At 50.1% G+C, this 15,817-nt stretch carries 22 protein-coding genes; 20 read left to right on the top strand and 2 right to left on the bottom strand.

Translation table 11 applies throughout. The features are described 5' to 3' along the window. Positions 1–470 precede the first annotated feature (470 nt). A complete protein-coding gene (locus AB1611_03370; GenBank protein ID MEW6378632.1) occupies positions 471–920 on the bottom strand; it encodes a helix-turn-helix domain-containing protein in 450 nt (149 codons plus the stop codon). 130 nt (positions 921–1,050) lie between these two features. Here AB1611_03370 and AB1611_03365 point away from each other — a divergent pair, with 130 nt between their 5' ends. Together AB1611_03365 and AB1611_03360 are read left to right on the top strand one after the other, a co-directional pair. Beyond that, entirely contained in the window at positions 1,051–1,242 is a 192-nt protein-coding gene (locus AB1611_03365) for a helix-turn-helix domain-containing protein (protein MEW6378631.1), read from the top strand. A gap of 105 nt (positions 1,243–1,347) precedes the next feature. After that, the gene (locus tag AB1611_03360) at positions 1,348–1,785 is read left to right on the top strand and encodes a hypothetical protein (protein ID MEW6378630.1); all 438 of its coding nucleotides are present in this window, start codon (positions 1,348–1,350) and stop codon (positions 1,783–1,785) included. A 121-nt stretch (positions 1,786–1,906) separates the two neighbouring features. Here AB1611_03360 and AB1611_03355 read toward each other — a convergent pair whose 3' ends face one another. Further along, positions 1,907–2,419 carry a hypothetical protein gene (locus AB1611_03355; protein MEW6378629.1) on the bottom strand — a complete coding sequence of 171 codons (513 nt, stop codon included), beginning with the start codon at positions 2,417–2,419 and terminating at the stop codon, positions 1,907–1,909. On the opposite strand from AB1611_03355, the gene AB1611_03350 reads away from it, so the two are divergent. From AB1611_03350 to AB1611_03265, 18 genes are all read left to right on the top strand, one after another. Beyond that, entirely contained in the window at positions 2,412–4,607 is a 2,196-nt protein-coding gene (locus AB1611_03350; GenBank protein ID MEW6378628.1) for a Mu transposase C-terminal domain-containing protein, read from the top strand. The genes AB1611_03355 and AB1611_03350 overlap by 8 nt on opposite strands. Continuing rightward, complete coding sequence (locus AB1611_03345; protein ID MEW6378627.1) at positions 4,604–5,221, top strand: hypothetical protein; 618 nt, start codon at positions 4,604–4,606, stop codon at positions 5,219–5,221. Before AB1611_03350 ends, AB1611_03345 begins: the two co-directional genes overlap by 4 nt. Positions 5,222–5,697: 476 nt before the next feature. Then, positions 5,698–6,408, top strand: a complete 711-nt coding sequence (locus AB1611_03340) for an AAA family ATPase (GenBank protein MEW6378626.1) — start codon at positions 5,698–5,700, stop codon at positions 6,406–6,408. An 81-nt stretch (positions 6,409–6,489) separates the two neighbouring features. Then, positions 6,490–7,575: a hypothetical protein gene (locus AB1611_03335; GenBank protein ID MEW6378625.1), complete on the top strand. Its 1,086-nt coding sequence runs from the start codon at positions 6,490–6,492 to the stop codon at positions 7,573–7,575. Continuing rightward, positions 7,572–8,084, top strand: a complete 513-nt coding sequence (locus AB1611_03330; GenBank protein MEW6378624.1) for a host-nuclease inhibitor Gam family protein — start codon at positions 7,572–7,574, stop codon at positions 8,082–8,084. Before AB1611_03335 ends, AB1611_03330 begins: the two co-directional genes overlap by 4 nt. Before the next feature lie 266 nt (positions 8,085–8,350). Then, on the top strand, positions 8,351–9,064 hold the full coding sequence (locus tag AB1611_03325; GenBank protein ID MEW6378623.1) for a regulatory protein GemA: 714 nt from the start codon (positions 8,351–8,353) through the stop codon (positions 9,062–9,064). Beyond that, positions 8,976–9,941, top strand: a complete 966-nt coding sequence (locus AB1611_03320; protein ID MEW6378622.1) for an ATP-binding protein — start codon at positions 8,976–8,978, stop codon at positions 9,939–9,941. Before AB1611_03325 ends, AB1611_03320 begins: the two co-directional genes overlap by 89 nt. A gap of 18 nt (positions 9,942–9,959) precedes the next feature. After that, entirely contained in the window at positions 9,960–10,193 is a 234-nt protein-coding gene (locus AB1611_03315; GenBank protein MEW6378621.1) for a helix-turn-helix domain-containing protein, read from the top strand. Then, positions 10,177–10,662 (top strand): hypothetical protein, encoded by a 486-nt coding sequence (locus AB1611_03310; protein ID MEW6378620.1) that lies wholly within the window; start codon positions 10,177–10,179, stop codon positions 10,660–10,662. Before AB1611_03315 ends, AB1611_03310 begins: the two co-directional genes overlap by 17 nt. An 8-nt stretch (positions 10,663–10,670) precedes the next feature. Further along, entirely contained in the window at positions 10,671–11,897 is a 1,227-nt protein-coding gene (locus AB1611_03305) for a polysaccharide deacetylase family protein (protein ID MEW6378619.1), read from the top strand. Positions 11,898–12,040: 143 nt separating this feature from the next. Further along, positions 12,041–12,316 (top strand): hypothetical protein, encoded by a 276-nt coding sequence (locus AB1611_03300; GenBank protein ID MEW6378618.1) that lies wholly within the window; start codon positions 12,041–12,043, stop codon positions 12,314–12,316. Between the two features lie 17 nt (positions 12,317–12,333). Next, positions 12,334–13,113 carry an ORF6N domain-containing protein gene (locus AB1611_03295; protein MEW6378617.1) on the top strand — a complete coding sequence of 260 codons (780 nt, stop codon included), beginning with the start codon at positions 12,334–12,336 and terminating at the stop codon, positions 13,111–13,113. A 12-nt stretch (positions 13,114–13,125) separates the two neighbouring features. Next, positions 13,126–13,965, top strand: a complete 840-nt coding sequence (locus AB1611_03290; protein ID MEW6378616.1) for a Bro-N domain-containing protein — start codon at positions 13,126–13,128, stop codon at positions 13,963–13,965. Next, on the top strand, positions 13,958–14,230 hold the full coding sequence (locus AB1611_03285; GenBank protein ID MEW6378615.1) for a hypothetical protein: 273 nt from the start codon (positions 13,958–13,960) through the stop codon (positions 14,228–14,230). The genes AB1611_03290 and AB1611_03285 overlap by 8 nt, the downstream gene beginning before the upstream one ends. 11 nt (positions 14,231–14,241) lie before the next feature. Further along, complete coding sequence (locus AB1611_03280; protein ID MEW6378614.1) at positions 14,242–14,499, top strand: hypothetical protein; 258 nt, start codon at positions 14,242–14,244, stop codon at positions 14,497–14,499. Continuing rightward, on the top strand, positions 14,496–14,690 hold the full coding sequence (locus AB1611_03275) for a hypothetical protein (protein ID MEW6378613.1): 195 nt from the start codon (positions 14,496–14,498) through the stop codon (positions 14,688–14,690). Before AB1611_03280 ends, AB1611_03275 begins: the two co-directional genes overlap by 4 nt. 86 nt (positions 14,691–14,776) lie before the next feature. Continuing rightward, positions 14,777–15,001, top strand: a complete 225-nt coding sequence (locus AB1611_03270; GenBank protein MEW6378612.1) for a Mu transposase C-terminal domain-containing protein — start codon at positions 14,777–14,779, stop codon at positions 14,999–15,001. 365 nt (positions 15,002–15,366) lie between these two features. Then, complete coding sequence (locus AB1611_03265) at positions 15,367–15,816, top strand: N-acetylmuramoyl-L-alanine amidase (protein ID MEW6378611.1); 450 nt, start codon at positions 15,367–15,369, stop codon at positions 15,814–15,816. Position 15,817: the final 1 nt, after the last annotated feature.

The raw sequence follows: 15,817 nt of genomic DNA, 5'->3' as shown, positions 1-15,817 counted from the left end.
TATATGTTCTCATATTGTCGCTCATGATATACTCCTTTTTAATTATTTTTTCAATTACTTAGAGTATATCATGAGCGACAGCTAATGTGTTCTCAATCTATTTCTAAAAATGTGTCCGGTAGTGAGTGGCCATCAATAAAAGTCTAAATAAATTAGTATGTTAACTGGGTAATTATCGAGGTATTAATAAAATCGGCCAACTTTTTAGCTATTAATAAAACTTAAATAAAATCATAGCATTACGCTTGTTTTTTTTTTTTTTTTGAAAAATCGGCCAAAAAGTTGGCCGATTTTATTATTTTCCGTTGACAGTCGATGAAATGATAAGTGTATGAAAAACTTATAGATTTGATTTCAAAAATAAATATTTAGAGCTAGTGCATATAAATTGCAGTTAATAAGGGAAAGGTGACAAATGATCTTATTAATTACTAATTATCATTTATTGTGAATTAGTGAAAATCACCAATTTACCCCACTTGACGACTGCCTCCTTCCTGGCGTTCGTCCATTTTTTTTAGCCAATCAGCAAACTTGGGGATTTTTTCCCTCAACTCGACCTTGAGCCAGGTTCTTTGATCTGGATCAGCTTCTAACCAGAATTCGTCTAACCAGCGTTTAAATTGTTCTTTGGGTAAATTTTCGGTAGGGATAGTTTTTTCTATACCTGCACCTTCACGAAACATGGGGCCTTCCCCAAGGATTAGCCAGTTCAGGTTAGCCCCTGTCTCTTTTGCGATAGATTCAAGAGCTGGTAGTCGAGGATTTTTTTTCCCGCTGATCCATTCAGAGATAATTGATTGAGATATACCTATTGCTTTTGCAAGCGATAGCTGGGACAATTTACAGGCAGACAGCAGTTTTACCAGCCGGGTGTTAAATGAATTGTTATCGCTATTTTGGGTTTTATCAGTTGACATTATCTCTATAGTGATATATTATTATAGGAGCAACACCAGTTACCCTTTGCTCTGATAGCTGGTGCAGGCTGATTGTTTTTAAATTTTTACTGGCAACACATGTTGCCTTCAGGACACAAAAAAGAGTGCGATGACACCTACAGAAATTAAAGTAATCCTGCTAAGAAGGGGAATTACTCAGGTTGAACTTGCGAAACAGCTAGGGGTGCATCGTACAACCGTGGCTCAAGCAATTAACAACCTCAGACGGAGACCAAGGGTCAGGGCTCAGATAGCTAATTTTTTAGGAATTCCCGTTAAAAAGCTCTGGCCGGATAATTAAGTATTAAGCTTCCTTGGCTCGTTTTCTTAACGTTATTAAATTTATCATGTTTAAAAAGTTACTTCAACACAATAAAACAACTAAGGGAGAGAAAAGGGGATGCAAATGTGTGAAAGACAACATTGCATTTACAGAGAAGTGTGTTGTAAGGAAACTGAGGAAGGCGATATGAAGCATATAAACCAAGAATTTGCAGTCAATCACTTATATCGGATTTTCGTTTATGGAAAGGGGAAATCAAGAGATCACGATCTTTCGGTCAGGGGTTTCCAGGATTTTCTCCACCAAAAAGGTATCGAGTATTCGATTAGAGCCCTGTATGACATGGCTGAAGGGAAAGTTCCTTTTCCGGCAGCTCTCTTACCCTATTTGATTGAGTTTTCCAAGGACCAGCAATTAATTTCCATGTTTCTCCCTTCGATCAAAATGGTCGTTTCTGAAATCAGCCTTAGACTTCAAACTGAAGAGCAGGAGTTGAAAAAGAAAATGGAGGGGATTAAGCAGGCCAAGAGTGATTTGGATTTACGGGATTTTGAGGCTTAAGGCTTAACCCAGGTTAGGGTGAAAACATGGAGCTATGGGTAAACCGCCAGGAATTGGCGAAATTAGTTGGGAAGCAGTATAGATCGGGAAAATTTTTCCTCTGGGCTAAAACGACTTTCCCTTACCGGCAGGTCAAAGGCCAGGGAAAAAGCTGCGGGGGGAAGGTCTTCCTGTTCAATATTGGCCAAAACTCAACCTTATCAGCCAATTTTCTGGCCTTATCTACCTCAAGGAAATTGGAGATGTCTTCATCTCCATATTCATCTTTGGAAGTTACATCAGAAGCGACATCCTTATCAGAATCAGAATTTTTTCCTTCGGCATCTTCGGCAGGTTCTTCCCCGGCTGAAACCGCTAATTCATTGACACCATCAATAACCAGCTCACCATCCAGCTCGCAGCGCGTTGAGTCCTTACAGGCTGCGCCGGTGCAGATGACACAGATAACCAGCTCGCAGCGCGTTAAATCCTTACAGGCAGCGTCGAGGCATGCCGCGCCGGTGCAGGCTACACAGACGACCGGCAGTGCATGGCTCATCGCGCGCGAGCGTGAGCGGGTGGTGGTGTCGGTGGCCAGGCTGATCGCATCGAGGACGGCAGCCGATTCTGACCTGAATAAGGTACAGTTGATCAAACAATTTTTAGCTGCCTTCAATGATGGCAGCCTGTTTCGCTTTTGTGCAGATATCGCTGATAGTATGGATACCATCGAGGGACAGGCCCTCGGGGGCAGAGCAAAAGGCCGTCTGCCCATACTTTCCAATACTTCATCTGACCCGGATGGAGCTTCAAATTTCCTTCCCTCCATCCGGGCTGATTTCCCGGAGGGAGGCTCTTGCACCCACTCCCTCCGGGACACCGTTGCTTCATCATCTGCTATGGCAGATGCTACAGCATCAGATAGAACATCTGCTATGCCAGCATCATCACCATCTGGATACGGAAATAACCCCGCAAGCCCGGACAAACTCCCCCCCGTCTGGGTCAGGCGGGAGACCCTCGAAATAGTAGGCACGGTGTCGCTGGGCACGTACTACCGCTGGCGGAGTGCGTATGCTTCTGCCGGCGTCGAGGGTCTCTTGCCCGGGGTGTTGGGAGGGAAATCGAAGAGCGGGGAGCCGCGGCAGGTCGTGGGGAGGAAGCCGATTCTTTCAGAGCAGGCAAAGAAGGAAATATGTGCCATGATCTTCGAGAATCCGCGCCGGAAGACCACGGCGATATACAAATATCTCCAGCTTCAGAGGCCGCAGAGCCTGGCGGCTATTTCCTCCACGGGAAAAATTCCGAGTTACCCGACCATTCAGCGGTATGTAAATCAGCTTTGGAAGATGCATAAAAGTACGTTTGACTATATTCTGTCGCATTCGAAGAGCAGGTCAAAATGGAAGGGGAAGCATCGACTGGCCATCGGCAATGCCAGCGAGCAGGTGTGCTGGCCGAACGATCGGTGGGAGATCGACACCTCACCGGCTGATCTTATCTGCAAGGATGGCAAGAGGCAAAAGCTCATAGCCCTGGTGGACGTGCGGTCCCGTCGTGCCATTGTCCGGATGTTCCCGGAGAGCAGCGCCTGGGGGATTGCGCAGACACTGCGGGCCGGGTTCCTGGCCTGGGGGATTCCGAAGGAGATATTGCGGGATAACGGCCTCGATTACCAGGCTAACCTGGTCAATCAGATTTGTGATGAGCTTGGAATCAGCACGCCGAAGCTTCCGCCCTATACGCCGGAGAAAAAGCCGCATGTGGAGCGGTTTTTCCGGACCTTATCCGAGGGGCTGCTGTCAGAGCTATCCGGGTATACCGGGAACAGTATAGTCAATCGGGCACCGGTTATCATCGAGAAGTACACTGCGGAGGAATTTCAGGTACTGCTCAATAATTATCTGGCCAACATCTATGAAGAAAATCCTCATGCAGGGCTTAACGGCATGCGGCCCCGTGAAGCGTTCCATATGCCCGGCTGGGTGGCCAGGAGGGTGGAGGAGCGGCAGCTCGATATCCTGCTTATGCCTGCAAAACCGGCCACGGTCCGGAAGGAGACAGTCAGGTATAACAACTGCCTGTACTATGCCCCTGACCTGGTAAATTATGAAGGCCAGAAACTGGAAATTCGGATTGACCTCCAGGATGCTTCCAAAATCTACATTTTTGAGCCAAAGAACAGCCCCGGCCCGGATGCTGTCCAGGGCTCGGAGGGTCAACCTGAGCAGATTCATACGGTAATCAGGAAATCGGAGGCCAGATTTATCTGTATAGCCAGGGACCCGGCAGCGGCAGGATTAACTCCAGGTGAGATCAAGAAGGCACAGCACAGGCAAACAAAGCATATCGAGCAGGTCATTGCTGCTCAGCACGCACTCAACTCCGACCTGGCCAGAGACCACGGCTATGATTACGAGAAAGACAAAGACTGGCGGATGCAGGAGCGGCTGAAACAGGCCGGGCAGAAAAAGCCCGTGCAGATCCGCGGGCCGGAGAGCGAAACCCTTGACCTGAACCGGTATCAGGCCATTGTCGATGCCGTGGAGGAAATGGGGACGGAAGGGGTAGAGAAGAGTGGTCAGTGGTCAGTGGTCAGTGGTCAGCAAAGGCAGGATACGGCGACGACGGTCAGACGTCCGGATTTATTCGGCTCGGACCGCGAGCGGTATGAGTGGTGCTATGAGCGCATCCTGGAGGGAAATGCCGGGATGGTCACGGATCAGGACCGGGAGCATATGGCCAGGTATGAGCAAACGGAGCTCTATCAGAGAAACAGGGACTATTACGAATCGCTGGCCAGGATGTATCAGATGAAGAAAGCGGCGGGGGGTGGAAGATGAGAGGCGGCAAGCCTGAAAAATTCAAGATCACTCCGGCAATCGATGCCATGATCCGCAAGGCTTATGCTGAGCAGGTTGGGATGGAATCCTGTACGCTCGGCAATCATCCGGTGCGCGATCTGGCGAACCGGCTGGGATTTCCCAGATGGAAAATCACCCGCAGAGCGCAGGTCCTGGGCCTGATTACCAAAGGGAAAAAGGAGCCTGACTGGTCACCGGAGGAGCTGAATATCCTGGAGCATCAAGCCCATAAAAATCCGGAAGTGATTCAAAAGCATTTACGACGGGCCGGATTTCATCGCTCGGTTTATGGGATAGTCGTCAAGCGGAAGCGAATGCGGTTTCTCCGGAATTTAAAAGGCCAGAGCGCGACCGACCTGGCGGAATGCTTCGGAGTCGATGTCAAAGTCATCACCAGGTGGATCCGCCTGGGCTACCTCAAGGCTGGCCGGAGAGGAACCGGGCGGCTGGAAAGCCAGGGCGGGGATATGTACTGGATTAAAGGGAAAGATATAAAAGAGTTTGTCATTAACTACCTGGAGGAGATCGACTTCCGGAAGGTGGATAAATTCTGGATGGTGGACCTTTTAACCGGGAAATCTGCTGAATATTAAGAGAAGTCAGAAGTCAGAAGTCAGGAGAAAAGCAGGTCTTTCACTGACCACTGGCCACTGACCATTAAGAAGAAAGGAGGTGGAGGGGATGGAGAAAGTTGAAAAGATTTCAGTGCACACAGGGAAAAAAGATCTCCCGCAGAGACGCAGAGACGCAGAGACGCAGAGAACAACCAATCCGGCAAGGTCCTGATGAAAGTCGGGATATATCGATGTGTCAACGGCCTGGAAGCAAGCAAAAAGTAAAAAGGCACAAGGAGGAACTTATTTTACTTTTACTTTTCAATGATATCCTCTGCGTCTCAGCGTCTCTGCGGGAGAATTACTAATTCTTATGTAAGTGCCATTCGTAATAAGCGGCAATGGACAAGGCGGGAAAGTCGGCAGAGAGCGGAAGAAGTGAAGGAAACCTGCTCACTGGATATTTAAGTGAGTGATAGCCCTGAATCGAGGAAGGAAGGAGGTGAAAGGGGAGAATGAAGCCTAAATTTGTACAGACTGAAAATGTCAGGCGGCTCCAGGAGGCAGTGGCTGCCCTGGAGAAACGGGATACAGGAGTACCTGGACTTGGTTTGGTCTACGGGGGGGCAGGGTATGGGAAAACCAAGTCTATTCAGTGGCACGTTTGCCAGACAAACAGCATTTATCTGCGGGCAAAAGCCACCTGGACGACATCCTGGATGCTGGAAGCGATCGGGAAGGAGCTTAATATCTTGAGTCTGCCCAGGATCAAGGATAAGTTTCTCGATCTGCAAAATGCGGTAACCCAGGTGAAATGCACGGTGTTCATCGATGAGGCCGACTATCTGGTCCGCGACCGGAAGCTGCTCGATACGCTCCGGGACCTGCACGACGAGACGGACATTCCGATCGTGCTGGTGGGCATGGACGAGATTCAAAAGAAATTGATGCGGCATCATCAATTCTGGAGCCGGGTCAGTCAGCAGGTAGTTTATCAGCCGCTTTCGGCTAAGGAAATCACGATGCTGGGACTGGAGCTATGCGATCTCCAGATCGACGAGCGGACCGCAGAGCAACTGTTTTCCAATACGATGGGGAATTTCCGGGACATCATCGTGGCTCTCTCGCACCTGGAGAGAATGGCCAGGGCCAACAGCACGGCTGCCGTATCGAGCAAGATGGTCGAGATGACGACCAGGGCAGTGCTGAAGCGGAAGGCAGCGTAAGAGAATGAGTGGTCAGTGGCCAGGGTTATTGGCCAGTGATCAGTAAAGACATGGTTATAGGGTTACAAGGAGACGGAAGAAATGAGAAAAACGCTCAGGTTACCGGCATCACCGGAAGAATTGAGACAAGAAACACTATCCCAGGAGGTTGCAGGGAACGAGAACCCCTCACCCCGGCCCTCTCCCCAGGGGGGCGAGGGAGAAAAGAAGGGAGTCACGGGAGAAATACAGGCTGGTGAGGAAGAAAATACGGCTGCCAGCTCTAAAGCCACAAAGCAACGCCCTCAGAAGATAGCCGAGAAGCTATGGCACGGCGTCCGGGTGCTTTCCCAGCACGGGTCATTTGAGATCAGGGACCTGTGCGTGATTTGTAACAATGCCAGCTATGTCTATGCCAGGAAGTTTCTGATGTACCTATATCTGCGGGGAATAGTGAAACGGCATATGAAGGGGCATGGAACCGACTGGCGGCATGTATATTATTCTCTGTGCGAGGGGGCTGAACGACCTGAACCACTGTATATGGCTCCCTCGAAATACAGAAAGAAAATTGAGGCTGCGGGCGGCACTCTCCCGGCTATCCTTACCGAGGCAGTGCCACCGCAGCACGCTCCCACTTCCGGCGCCGATGAAGCAGCGCCTTCCTCTGCTGCACCGGACGGCAATCCGGTACAGCAGAATGCCGGGAAATCTCATGGTAATCGCACGCGGCTTCCCGAACAGCCGGAAGAACCAGCTCAAGAGGGGGCAATGGCTGCACAAGAGCAAACGGAGCCTCATTTGTCCAAGGATGTCCAGGAAACTCCGCCTGCCATAGCCGAAGCCCTCGAAGCCCCCGATTTCCTGGAAGCCGAGAGGATCGAGAACATCCGCAGGATTCTGGATGGTTTCTATGAAGATTGTATCAGTAAAATCCAGTGGTTGAATTTGGTCATCCATAAGGTCCGCGACGATGACAAGATGAAATATCTCCAGGAAGTCTATCTCCATCTCGATGCAATCAGGATCGCAATAAAATTGTACTATACCAAGCTTCTCCAGGCAAGCCAGGACACAGATTTATCGGCTGTTTTTGCGAAAGACGGTGTGCCGGAAGAACTGCTCGCATCGATGGAAGGGAATGCAGTCAACAGAGCGAATAGAGCAAGATACGGAGCGGGAAAATGAGCAAGACGGCGGCAGTGAAGGAAAAGAAGGTTTTTGCGGAGCCCATTACCACCCTGGCGGAGGCTGACGAAGCTCTGCACAGACTGGCTGATATGATGCGGAATCTCAAAGGGATCGAGGCCGATGCAGAAAAGGCCATTGACCTGATCGTGGAGGAAAAGCTCAAACTGGCCAATCCGATTCGTGAGCAGATTGGTGCAATCGAGGAGGAACTGGCGTCCTTCATGGCGAAGAACAAGGCAAGCCTGTTCACGGAAAAACGGAGTCAGGAACTGAATTATGGCACTATCGGCTTCCGGAAGTCAACCAAGATCAGGGCCTGCAAGGACACGCTGAAATGGTGTAAGGAGTTTGGCTATATCGAGGCCATCAAGGTGGAGGAGAAGTTGAGGAAGGAAGTTATGGAAGACTGGGCTGATGAAAAGCTCAGGCAGGTTGGCGCTAAACGGGAAGTCAGGGATTTGCCCTATTATGAAACGACGGAGTTCAATATCAGGGATTTAACCTGAAAAACCCCTCACCCTGCCCTCTCCCCTTTTAAAAGGGGAGAGGGATTAGGTTGAGAAAGTGGGTATAGTGGAATATCGATTAATATTACAACGAGACATGTAAGAATGATCTCCCGCAGAGACGCAAAGGCGCGGAGGATTTCTTTTTTGGTCATTCTCTGCGCCTCTGCGTCTCTGCGGGAAAAATATTAAATAGCGCAGAGATTCCCACTTTCGCGGGAATGACATTTTGAAAGTCTCGTTGTAGTATTAAGCGGGAAAAGATCATGAACCATCAAAACCAAAAAAGAAAACCACGGCAACACCACCAAAAAACAGAGGATAAAACCTTTTGCAGCAAGGCCCAGCTTGCCCTGCTGCACGTTGCAAAGCAGGAGCTTCGGCTCGATGATGACACCTACCGCGACATGCTTCAGAACGTAGCCGGGGTGTCATCGGCTGCGGATTTGCCCAGGAGCAGGTTCGGTGCGGTGCTCGATCATCTCAAGGCGTGCGGATTCGAGATCAGAAAGAAAGAGGGTAGTGCGGCCGCAAAAAAATACGACGAATACGCCGGGCGGGCCGGGATGGCCACACCGGCCCAGCTTCGGTATATCGAGTGGATGTTTGTGCAGTATATTCAGCTCAAAGGGCAGCCGATCGATGATCGGGATGTCGTAGCGTTCGGCCTTCGGCACTATCTGAAGAAGTTTTACAAGGCCGAAGACCTCCGGTTTTTAACCTTGAAGCGGGCAAGTGATGCCATTGAGGGGCTGAAGAATACGTTGATCCATGAACGGGAAAAGCAGGCCAGGAAGAGCGTGGGGAGCGTGGAGAGCGTGGAGAGTGGTCAGTGGCCAGTGGTCAGTGGTCAGCAAAAGCAACCGCAGGAGCAACCGCAAGAGGAAAGAAATGTCCAACAGGAACAGGAGCAAAGGCAAATCAAAGGGACAGCCAGGCCAGCAGGACAGCCAGGGCCAAACCTTAGAAGGGTGTTCTGATCAGGGCAAATTGCCTGGCCAAGGGCAGATAGAAGACCCTCGCTCACCTGTCGAGTTTGTCCCGGCTCAGGATGTGCCGTGTCCATTCTGCGGGGCCATGCCGAGGCAACCGGAGGTTGATTTCACTGCGATCAGGGAATCTGAGGTGAAAAATATCCTGATCCGGGCAAGCATGACCATCAGGCTTTATCCCTGCACCTGCAGGGAATCCGCTGAGGCGGAGCAAAAAAACCGCGAAATCTGGCAGCAACGGCTGATAGCCTCGCGGATCCCGCCGAGGTATTGGGGGGCGAGTTTGCAGCCGACCGGGAAATCGGCGTATGAAGGGCAGTTTATTCCGGTATGTCTTGACTACCTGAAAAGAGTAAAGGACACCACAGAGACACAGAGACACAGAGAAAAACTGGCCACTGACCACTGTCCACTGACCACTAAAAATGGCCTTGGGTTAATCGGCAGCACCGGCACCGGAAAAACCTACTATATGTGTGCCGTCATGCTGGAGCTGATGAAACGCGGAGCTAAATGTCTGTTCATCAATCTCCCGGAGTTCTACACCCAGCTCAAAAGCGCCTTCGGTGACGAGGGAACTCCGGAGTACTCCCGGCTGATCCTGGAGGCGAAAGAGGCTGGGGTGCTTGGCCTGGACGAGATCGGTCAGCGTAAGCTATCCCCCTGGGCCAGCGAGGAGCTGTATGGAATTATCAATTACCGCTATAACTACAATCTGGCAATACTCTTTACTACCTCAAAGTCGGTAGAAGAATTGGGATCCACAATTAGCAGGGACACCGTGGATCGACTCTACGAAATATGCACCGCCTATCAAATCACCGGCTCATCCTTGAGACGAGAGCCCCAGGAGCAAAGGGATTAAATTAATAGGATGAATAGAATGAATAGAGAACCGAAAAAATTTTTAACCATCAGCCAGGCGGCAAAACTCTTCCAGGTATCAACTCGGACGATCTACCGCTGGAGCCGGGAGGGGCGGATCCGAACAATACGGATCGGACAGACCGTCCGGATTCCGTCGGAGGAGATCGAGAACAAAATAAAACAGGTCAGGATTAAGATGAATGAGAAAGAAAGGAAAGGCAAGGTAAGAAGAGATGAAGACTTCCAATAAACTGCCGGTCGGCGTGCTGCCAGTGATTGCAGATGCTGAGGTAATGGACAGCAATCCGATTCCGGCGAGCCTGACAACCAGGCTGTCGGATGAATATGACACCATCGATGTAAGCAAAATGAGCAAGGGGGGTGTGGTAGTCGCCCATAATGCCATTACAGCCACTGCCACAAGCAGCGAGATTGACTGCCGAAAATTTAATGCAATTTCGGTGGAGTGTTCGGTTACGGGTATTGTGTCCGGTAACTGGCTGGTCGAAATTCTGGGTGACGCCATATCAGGCGGGGACTTCGGGAATTGTTATGCTCCAAAGGATGACGGTACCTTTACTCAGATGAAAACGCCCGTGCTCAATGCCAATGGCAATTATACCTACTATTTTCGCGGCATTCCGAATTACGTGAAGATCAAGGCTACCAGAACGACTGACGGGACACTGACCTGCAAGGTCACGCCGATGAATCTGTAGGAGGAATCATGTCGCGATCATCGTTACCACAAAATTATATGGTGAGCAATGGCATTCTCTTTGAGGATTTTGAGGCTGTCGGCGATTTCACCACGATCGGCACGGATGGAACGATAGCGGCCAATACCAGTCAGTATCGGACTGGCAGCCAGTCGCTCAAATTAAGCGTGACCACGCCGGGATCGTGGATCATGGCCAGGAAAATTTTACCTGCGGCAGTGGATCTGCGGGCGGCGAGTAAAGCGATGCATATATGGTTTTATTCCCATTCCGTGCCATCAACTACGGTAAACGAGGTGTTAATACAGCTTACCTCGACCTCAGATCTGAGCAAAAGCATGAACTTATCTCTCAGTGGCGCTGATTTGCTCGACGAGGGCTGGACACACCTTGTCATACCAAGAAGCCGGTGGACAGTAGTGAATGGGGAAACCTGGAATGCCATAATCAGGATGTATATCAAACTTGTGGCTAAAACAGGCCAGACAGCCAGCATCTCAATTGATGAGTTCAGGCACTCAACCGAGCAGCTTCCCAGGTGTATTATCGCGTTCGACGATGGGCGGACATCAGCCTATAGCGAAGGGTTTTCCTATATGTCCGCCAGAGGAGTGCCGGGGACACTGTACACGGTCCCTGCCCTGGTTGGGACAGACGGCTATATGACCCTGGCTCAGGTGGATGAACTGTACGATGCCGGGTGGGCTCTGGCAAACCATACCTACACCCATCCGGGCGCTCCGGATTATCTGACCGGGCTATCCCAGGCCCAGATCGAGGACGAGATACAGCAGTGTACCGACTGGCTGATTGCCCAGGGATATACCAGGGCAGCGTATTATCTGGCCTATCCAGGGGGAGTGTATAATGCCGATGTTTTGGCGGCGATGGATGCCTGCGGCATTCTGACGGGACGGACAACGAGAAGCTCACTCCAATACGCGCCGGTGGATAACCTGAAGCTGCTCAACAGTAAGGCCCTCGACAGCGGGACGACTTTGGCGGCAGCCAAGACTCTGGTGGATAACGCGATCACCCAGCAGTCTACTGTTGTTTTCCACGGCCACTCCTTGGAGGCGGCAGCCGGGGCCAACACCTGGGCAATCGCCGACTTTCGGGCGCTGATCGACTACATCGCAGCCCGCAGGATCCAGTGCGTCACGATCGATGAATGGTATCAGGGGCTGACGAATCCACGATACAGGGCAGTGCCGCTGAGCAGGGTGGCGGTGTGAGGGGGAAAGGGGGGAAGGGGGAAATAAAAAAGGCCCGCTGGAGTAGGCTGCCAGCGAGCCCAAAACATAGTTTAACAAATTCAAGGATAGCTGCATTATAAAGCCTGCCAGCTCTCCTTGCAAGAAAAAAGAAAATGGCAGTCATGGCGACAAGAAAAATAGCCGGAAATTTTTATTTGATAATATCTTGCCAAAGAAGTATAATTGATATTGTCAAATGCCTCGAAGCGAAAGCTTCGGGGAAAATACCAACGGCCGTGGCCGCGGATTTCGGCTATTTTTTTTGTCAAAGCAATATTGAGATTGATTCGCTAAAAAACAAGCCTGAGTGTCCCGACATCGTGAGATTAGGGGCGGCCCGTCCGTTGGTGGTCGTGACAAACACTCAGGCTTTCTCTTTTGGCGGGCATTCTCACTAACCAACGGAGGTGTAGGTATGTCTACGCAGCAAAGCATTCCGCCCAGTGATGGGCAAAACCTTCCTGCCACCATCCATATCATGGATAAGGATGTCCAGCTTATCACCTATCAGGATCATCCGGTTGTTACCTTCCGCATGGTGGATGATCTGCATCAAAGAGTCGATGGAACCGCCAGGAAAACATTCTACCGGCATAAGAGCAGATTCATCGAAGGGGAGGATTATTTCGATCTCCCTTATGAGGAATGGAAGCCAATTTTAGATGTCCACCAAACGGACATCTCAAACTACCAGCAAACACAGGACTCAAGAGATCAACATAGATCAATGATCTTTCTCACCGAGTCTGGCTACCTGATGGTAGTAAAGCCATTCACCGATGATATTTCCTGGAAGGTGCAGCGTGATCTGGTGAGGATGTATTTCTCCTTCAAGCGGATGCATAAGGATGCCGAAGAAGGAAAAATTTCTCCGGAGCTGGAAGCCCTGTTATTGAAGCTCGGAATAGCATCCGAGCAATCCCCTTCCTCAAAAATAGCCGGAAATTTTTATTTGATAATATCTTGCCAAAGAAGTATAATTGATATTGTCAAATGCCTCGAAGCGATAGCTTCGGGGAAAACTGTAAGGCCGCTGGCCTCGGATTTAGGCTATTTTTTTTGTCAAAGCATTGAGAGTGATTCGCTAAAAATTAAGCCTGAGTGTCCCGTGATCGTGAGGTCCGGGGCGGCCACCTTACAGGGTCGTGACAAACACTCAGGCTTTCTCTTTTGGCGGGCATTCTCGCAACTGTAAGGAGGTGTAGCTATGTCTACGCAGCAAAGCATTCCGCCCAGTGATGGGCACGATCAACCTTCCTCTTCATCCAATCCCCCCGGCAAGGAAAACTTTCAGTTAATGCTTTTCAACTATGGAGAGCATGCAATAAGGACAACAATCGATGAGCATGGACTTCCCTGGTGGGTGGCTAAGGATGTATGTGAGGTGTTGGAAATGTCCAACACGAGCAAGGCACTCCAAGGATTAGATGATGACGAAAAGGGTATAACCAAAAGTTACACCCTTGGCGGCACCCAGGAAATGCTGGTCATTAACGAATCTGGTCTTTACACGCTTATCCTTCGCTCGAACAAACCGGAAGCTAAACCATTCCGGAAATGGGTAACATCCGAAGTCCTCCCTTCACTCCGCAAAACCGGAAGCTATACCATGCCAGGAGCAACAACGCCGTTCAATCCTGATCCGGAGAAGACAGCTATTGAGGTTGTCAGGGAAGTTATGCAGTATTCCGGGTTTGAAGTTGAGATTGCCTTTTCCAAAAGCACTTCCAAGATTAAGATCAGGAGCACGGCATCATCACCGGATGATGATCTCCCTAAAGGGCAAAGGGTTCCTGGCCGGTGTGGGTTCAAGGTCGATGAGCTTTCCGAGAATGCCAAAGCTGAGGCGATAAGCTTGCTCAAGCAGGGGATGGCGTATGAAAAGGTGTCAGAAGCCATTATGGAGAAATTCAACGAGAAAATCTCCGCCGCTGCCTTGTGTCGCTATAACAGGCTGGTATTGCAAAAGCAAAGGGAAGCAGAAGAAAGAGTGTCTACCAAAAGTTATACCCCTGGAACACCGAAGGAGGCCAAACACCATGAATAAGACAGCCCGCAAGATAAAATCAGCCAAGTGTGCTCACCCGCTGAGCGCCACCAATGGCGAAATGTTATCCGCCAATGCGGAGCTGGCGCATGCCAGTCTCCAGCAGGCGTTCGTCAATTTCCACCTGGCCCTGGCCGGGCTCAAGGATGCTCTTGACCTGGCCAGTGTCAGCCCGCTGCAATGCCGGGAGGTGCCGATGATGATTATCGCCGGGGCCATTATAGACGGCATCGAGGAGCTGATGCAGGAACCTTACGATTACTAGGAGACCGGGCAATGGACCAGGAACAGCGTAATCAATGGCTGAGAGATAAATTGCGTACCCTGGAAGACGATGTGGATAAAGAGTTGGGTTATATCAGGGCGCTGATACTCTTGATGTCTGACGAGCACGGTAAAGAGGCGTTCGATATATTCCTGCACGATGTCGAGGGCAGGCTGGAAAGAATATCACGAAAAGTCTCCATCCTGCGCCACGTGAGCTACGGCAAGGAGCGTGGCCAGGGAGATGGAAGGAAAGAGGTAAGGATATGAAGAACAAGGACTGGCAGCAAGAGAAGCAGGAAATTGTCAGAGATATAGCGCGTCTCACTGATGCGGCGGAGGAAATAATCAGGCTCAGGAATGCCAGGATCAGAGACCTGGCCAGATTTCTTCATTCTGATATCACCGTAGGGCCGGTTAAGGTTGATGATGGAGTTAACCCTCTGGCTATGCGGAATTGAGAAAAGCAGGCACAAAAGGGCAAAGGCACAGAGGCACAAAGTGATTATGCCTGTGCCTTTGCCCTTAGTAATTTGAGGTAGCTTACATGGAAGGAAGAATAGTAAAAAACGGCACCGTGAAATTTCAGGGCGGGACATATTGCCATAAAGACCTGCTTCTCCTGGAAGGGGAGAGGGTTTTGATTGAGCCCGACCCTCATGTAAAGGACGGTCTTTCTGTGCGCAGTATGGGGCTGGCTCTGATTTGCGTAGCCAGGAGGAATAAGAAATATCAGCAGTTACCAGTGGTTGAGCCCTGCCAGCATGATTGATGGGTGCATGATTGCTGTTATTCATTAATCAAGGTGATCTGCAAAAGATGTTCTGTCAAGGGAGGAGGAGTCAGAAGTCAGAAGAAAAGATAGCCTTTATTCTGACTTCTGACTCCTGACTCCTGAATTCTCGACAAATAGACCCACCGCCCCCTCACCCCAACCCTCTCCCCGAAGGGGCGAGGGGGGAAATTTGATTCCTGCCTGTCAACATTTTTTCAAGAAAAAAAATCACCCCCCTTCATTTTTTTTGACAACGACTGCCAACGGCGGACACACGATTTTTTTGGATATGCTATAGTCTTCAGTAAATCCAATAAAACACTGGATTCCCGCTTTCGCGGGAATGACAATAAGGAGAGACTATGGCAAATGGCCGGAAAGTAAAAAAAATCATTCTCCATTGCTCGGACAGCGCATATGGAGAGAAAAAGTATTTGACTGACCTGCACCGGCAACGGGGCATCGATGAGGTTGGCTATCACTTCATTATCCTCAATGGGTATCTCAAACCAACCGGCGATTACATTCCGAAAATGGATGGGCAGATGCAGCCTGGCCGGTCCATCCTTGTTCCCGGCAATCACTGCCTGGGGCATAACGAGGATTCCATAGGAGTCTGCCTGATCGGGCGGCATCTTTTTTCAGCGAGGCAGCTTCTCGAAACCCTCCAGGACCTGCTCGTCGAGTTGATGCTCCAGTTCGATCTGGAGCCAAAGGATATTTACGGGCACTACGAGCTGGAGGAAGGGAAAAACTGTCCAATCACGTGTCCCAACATCAATATGGATATGATACGAAGGCTATTCGTCTAAA

The sequence above is a fragment of the bacterium genome, from assembly GCA_040755755.1.
In the GTDB taxonomy this organism is placed as follows: domain Bacteria; phylum SZUA-182; class SZUA-182; order DTGQ01; family DTGQ01; genus DTGQ01.
The sequence above is the reverse complement of the archived record's forward strand: the minus strand, read 5'-3'. Positions and strand labels throughout refer to the sequence as shown.